Source organism: Roseateles sp. P5_E11 (genome assembly GCF_054049355.1).
In genome coordinates this window covers 1-4,594 of the sequence record NZ_JBFUMO010000471.1, presented here as the reverse complement: position 1 = coordinate 4,594, position 4,594 = coordinate 1, and the positions used below count along the sequence as shown (strand labels likewise).

The following is a 4,594-nucleotide window of genomic DNA, read 5'->3' as shown; positions in this document are numbered from 1 at the left end:
CGCCCGGACTGCGCGTGATTCTTACCCGCCAGGCAATACGCGCGGGCTACCGACCGCCTGACCAGCGAAGACGACGCGGTGGGGCGCACAAACCAGTGCGCCTTCACCATGCAGAGAATCTCCTCCGCGCGCGCGACTGGCATCACCTTGAACGAGGCCGAGCCCTCGTGAATGCGGTACTCCGCCAGACGCTGGGGCACATGCAGGAAGTCGCCGTACTCAACGGCGCGCAACCAGAACTCGAAATCCGGCACCTGCCGGCGACCGATGTCCCACCCACCGGTCGCATCAAATACCTGGCGCCGGAACAACGCCCCCACGCCTGGCGGGCAGATCAGTTCTTCCAACATTTCCCGCTTGTCGAACTCCGGAGCCACCGCGGCCCGCAATCTGCACCCGGCGGCATCGATGAGCCAATTGTCGCAATAGGCGACAGAGGCACCGGCACMAGCCTGAAGTGCAGCGACCATCGTGCTGATTGCGCCCGGCAGCAGAAGGTCGTCTGAACTCAGATACCCGAGAATCTCCCCACGGCACATCGCCCAGGCCCGATTCAATGTCGCTGCCTGGCCCGCGTTGGGCTGAGTGAGTACGGTCACGCGGCCTGGGTGTTCAGCCGCGACCGCTTGTGCAACGGCAAGGCTGTCGTCCGAAGACCCGTCATCGACGACCAGGTACTCCAGCGCAGGGTAGTCCTGCGCCAGCACGCTCTCCATGGTCGCACGCAGGTACTTGCCTTGGTTGTGCGCCGGCGTGACGATGCTGACCCATGGGAGCGCGGCGGCTGTATTCATCGCACCCCTTCCTTGCGCTGCCGATGGCAAATCCAGAACAGCGCCGCTGCGTCGCCAGCCATGCGCAACGTCCAGGCCCAGGCAGCGCCGACCAGCCCGAATCGCGGACACAGCAACAGCAGCATCATGACGAAGGCGCTTAGCGCCKCCAGTTGCACCAGGGTCGGCGCACGGAATGCGCCCGCGGCATGCAACCACGTCAGCGGAACATAGGCCAGCCCGTTAACCAGCACGCCGACGCACAAGATTTGCAGAACGGGCACGCTTTCAGCTGCGAAGGCCTTGCCGAGCCACGCAGAAAGCAGCGGATGCGCGCCCCATGCGAGCCCTGCCGTTACCGGCAGCAACGCCAGCAGCAACGCAGCCAAACTGTGGTCGTACAGGCGCCAGTCAGGCTCGTCACCAGGTGCACGCGCCGCAAAACGCGGCAAGAGTGCCGCCGAAACAGCGCCCGGAAGAATCGCCAGCTTGGTCACCAACTCCTGCGGCGTCACGTAGTGGCTCACCGCGGCAGCGGACAGCAACGTCGCCACCATGAAGCGATCCACATACGCCGTGATCGGATTGATCACCGCGCCCAGCGTGAGCCACCCGCCCGCAGCCATCAGCGGCCGCAACTGGCCCGCGTCCCATCGAAGCTGCCCGCGCAAAGCCGGCAATGCCCACCATGCGCCTATGAAGTGAGCGAGGCAGCCCAGCACACGACCCAGCACCAAAACCTGCGTGATCAGGACCAGATCAGCGGACCAAAACGTCGCCGCCCACCAAGGGCCCAGGAAGGTCCATACGCCCAGCGGCAGCCGGATCAGGTTCAGGACGCCAAAGGCTTGACCTGCCTCCAGCAACCCGCGCAGCCCTGCGGTCAGCAGGAAGCATGGCAAGGCCCAGGCCAGCCAGCGCAACGCACCGATCGCCTCGACGGGATCGGGCACGCCGGCGATCAAGCCGACCATCGTTGGCGCGAGCGCGTGCAGAAACGCCCCTGCCATCAAGCCCATCAGCGCGAGCAACACCAAAGCCGTTGTGGCTTGGGCGCCCGCTTCGGTGAACCGGTCCTCGGCATGCAGCCGCGCCACGCGCTGCGTCAGCACGCGAGACAGCCCGAGATCGAAGAGCCCGAAATAGTTCGCCACAGCCCAGATCAATGCCAACAGGCCAAAGCGTTGCGCGCCAAGGGCACCGAGCAAGCCCGGGATCAGCGCCAGTGCGACCAACATCGGCGCGCCCAGACCCAGCAGGTTGAGCAAGGACGCACGGGCGAGCTTCATCAGCGAAGGCGGTAACAGGCCAGGACAACGTTTTGAGGCCGCGCAGTGTAGTCGTCACGTCGCGGGAGCCCGCCTACGTGCACCTGGTGTACCTGACACGCCGTGTGCTGCGCCTCGTTGKCGCTTCACAATGGACCGGACGTCGCCTGGGCGATAATTTCAGATTCGGAATGTTGTTTGTCGGGCCGTCGAGATATGCAGTCCGGTGGCGACTTCACAAGTACGCGCGCTCGACGCAAAACAGACCATGCATCCCACCCGTTTCCTCGTCCTCGTCCTGCTGCTGCTCGGCGCCACGCTGGCGCCGGCCCAGGCCTATATCGACGGCGGCTCGGCCCATCTGCTGGTGCAGGGCCTCATCGCCGCCGCCGTGGGCCTGGTCTATTACCTGCGCAATCCCAAGGAAATCTGGAAGGCCATCAAGCGGCGCTGGAAACGAGATTCGCAGTGACGCTGCGCAGTTTTCGTGACCCGGCTGGCTGGCTGGAGGATGACGGCGAGCGCATCGTGCGCCACATTGCAGCTGGTGCACAGCCAGAACTGGAAGCCCTGCTTGCGAGCCCCCTCTACGCTCGGCTGACCGAGACAGGTCTGCTTATTCCTGGCCGCCAGCTCGATGCCAGCCGGCTTGAGCACGCCCGGGTCGAGCTGCCCACTTATCCGTTCGAATGGACGCCGGCCATGCTGGCCGACGCAGCCCGGCTCACGCTGCGCGTGCAGAGCATGGCCTGGGCCCAAGGATGGACCTTGAAGGACGCCTCCGCCCACAACATACTCTTTGACCGTTCGACGCCGAGGCTGTGCGATCTGCTGTCGCTGCAGCCCCGTCGCGCCGATGACCCGCCCGGATGGGCGGCCTACGGCCAGTTCGTGCGCCATTTCGTGCTGCCGCTCCTCGCTATTCGCGAGCAGGGCCGACACCCCCGCGATATCTTCCTGGCCCGGCGAGACGGCCTACGTGCTTCAGAGGTCGCGCCGTTCGTGCGATGGCATCGCCATCTGGGACTCGCGATGTGGCTGCATGTTCGGCTACCTGCCCGGCTGGAGCGGCGTCGCATCGGCGCTGCAGCCAGACCGGACGTCAGGCCGCAGCGGGCGCCAGTGCGCGACGGCACGCCCTGGCTGCTGGGCAGCCTCGAGGCCCTCATCAACCGCCTGGCCGTGCCCCGCGAACGCCATGGCGCCTGGAGCGCCTACACCGGCAACCGGGACCACTATGCGGAGGCCGAGCTGGCTGCCAAGCGCGCAGCCGTGCAGGCAGTTGCCGGCGGCCGCCGTCACGGTCGGGCACTCGACATCGGCGCCAACAACGGTGAGTTTGCCGAGCTGCTGGCACCCCATTGCGACGAAGTCGTTGCTCTCGACGAGGATCTGGACGCCCTCGACGAGCTCTATCGGCGCGCACCAGCGCCCAACGTGCTTTGCCTGCATGCCAACATCGCACGGGAGACGCCGCCCACGGGTTGGCGTCTCGGCGAGTCGCGCGGCCTGTCACAGCGCTTCGAACGTCGCTTTGATTTGATATTGATGCTGGCCGTCGTACATCACCTCATCGTCACGGAGCGACTGCCACTGGCTCAGCTGTTCGAGACCCTGGCGGGCTGGTGCACAGGCACGCTACTCATTGAATTCGTCTCCCGCGATGACCCTCGGTTCATCGAGATTGCCGGCCCCAACATGTCGCTCTACACGGACTGGTCACTGACGGGTTTCCTGGCCGCAGCGGAGCCCTGGTTCGTGTCGGAAAAGCAGACGACGCTGTCGCCGCATCGGCAGCTGCTGCAGTTGAAGCGCCGATGAGCATCGGCAGCGCCTGGCGCTACGCATGGATCAGCGGGTGTGCGCTGATCGCGATCGCGCTCAGCGGCGTCATCCTGCAGAGCCAGCACTCCCTCTACCTGGCCTTTCGGCCCGCGGTCTTCCTGGAGCAGGGCTGGGCCCTGCTGGCGGGCATCGCCGGCATGGCCTTGGCGGGGGCCKGTCTTGACCATGGCCGCGACACGCGCGTGGCCCGGCTCGCGCGTACCGTGCTGCTGAGCCTGGTCTTCGTGGCCATGTTCCAAGTCCTGCGGCGATCGCTGGCGGCATCGTTGGCGCTGGGTTTCGGGCTCAAGCTCGGCCTGCTACTCGGCATGCTGCTGCTGGCAGCATTGGCCGCTTGGCGGCTCAGGCCGGAATCTCAATGGCGCCTGGCCCAAGCCTGCTGCCTAGCACTCACCGTGTCCTTCGCACTGCAGCCGGGCATGGCGGGCTATCTGCTGGCCTTGATTTCCCCAGGCGCGGCAGCATCCGTGCCGACCGCCGCTGCAACGCCCAAGCATCGCGTCGTGGTGCTCATCCTCGACGAGTGGGACCTGGAAATCTCTCAAGGCACGCATCTTTTTGACCGCCCCGAGATGCAAGCACTGCTCGCCCGCAGCCTGTTCGCCGAACAGGCCGTGCCGGCCGGCTCGGACACGCTGAGCGCCATACCGTCCATGCTGCTGGGGCGGCGCCTGGGGCCGATCCGATCCGGTGGTCCTGGCTATCTCC

5 protein-coding genes are annotated in these 4,594 nt (G+C 66.1%); 3 read left to right on the top strand and 2 right to left on the bottom strand.

The window, feature by feature from the left end:
• On the bottom strand, window positions 1-794 hold a 794-nt coding region (locus ACXJKR_RS24835), incomplete at its 3' end, for a glycosyltransferase (RefSeq protein WP_457325087.1).
• Entirely contained in the window at window positions 791-2,062 is a 1,272-nt protein-coding gene (locus ACXJKR_RS24830) for a flippase (protein ID WP_457325086.1), read from the bottom strand. The genes ACXJKR_RS24835 and ACXJKR_RS24830, both read right to left, overlap by 4 nt.
• 247 nt (window positions 2,063-2,309) lie before the next feature.
• Here ACXJKR_RS24830 and ACXJKR_RS24825 point away from each other — a divergent pair, with 247 nt between their 5' ends.
• The 3 genes from ACXJKR_RS24825 to ACXJKR_RS24815 all read left to right on the top strand — a co-directional run.
• Window positions 2,310-2,513, top strand: a complete 204-nt coding sequence (locus ACXJKR_RS24825; RefSeq protein ID WP_457325085.1) for a hypothetical protein — start codon at window positions 2,310-2,312, stop codon at window positions 2,511-2,513.
• On the top strand, window positions 2,510-3,862 hold the full coding sequence (locus ACXJKR_RS24820) for a class I SAM-dependent methyltransferase (RefSeq protein WP_457325084.1): 1,353 nt from the start codon (window positions 2,510-2,512) through the stop codon (window positions 3,860-3,862). Before ACXJKR_RS24825 ends, ACXJKR_RS24820 begins: the two co-directional genes overlap by 4 nt.
• On the top strand, window positions 3,859-4,594 hold a 736-nt coding region (locus ACXJKR_RS24815), incomplete at its 3' end, for a hypothetical protein (RefSeq protein ID WP_457325082.1). The genes ACXJKR_RS24820 and ACXJKR_RS24815, both read left to right, overlap by 4 nt.